Origin of the sequence: Bartonella queenslandensis AUST/NH15 (assembly GCF_000312585.1) — a bacterium.
GTDB lineage: Bacteria > Pseudomonadota > Alphaproteobacteria > Rhizobiales > Rhizobiaceae > Bartonella > Bartonella queenslandensis_A.
Genome location: NZ_HE998143.1, coordinates 1 through 505, shown reverse-complemented (window position 1 = coordinate 505; position 505 = coordinate 1). Strand labels below are relative to the sequence as shown.

Sequence of the window (505 nt, the reverse complement as noted above, 5' to 3'; positions counted from 1 at the left end):
GAGAAGGGAAAGGAAAGCAATACAGAAGAGAGGCTGGGCTGGTTGCCCAGCCAACGGGGTTAAGTTTTGCGAACACCCCCGTCCGATGCACATTAACATAACATCGCAGCCACTTCTTATCACTAAAAGCAATGAGAAGACGGCGAATATAGATGAAAGAGTGTTAAGAAATTATGGATATACTTCATAAAGAAAAATTAAAATCTGTTGATCCTATAGAACCAGCTGCTGCTTATATTGGTGGCAAAGCCAGGTTGGCGAAGATCCTTATCAAAATCATTGAAGGCATTCCTCATCGCACTTATGCAGAGCCTTTTGTTGGAATGGGTGGGGTGTTCTTTAGGAGAAAATTACTCCCCTCATGTGAAGTGATCAATGATCGTTCAGGTGATGTGGTGAATTTTTTTCGGGTGTTGCAACGGCATTATTACCCTTTCATGGATCTGTTGGAGTTCCAGGTGAGTAGTCGTGAGGCGTTTGAACGGTTACGCACCCAAGATCCAAA

1 protein-coding gene is annotated in these 505 nt (G+C 43.6%); it reads left to right on the top strand.

Annotated elements, in window-relative coordinates:
• Positions 1-173: 173 nt before the first annotated feature.
• Positions 174-505: DNA adenine methylase (locus BN338_RS09660; protein WP_039761775.1), on the top strand; the 332-nt coding region annotated here is incomplete at its 3' end.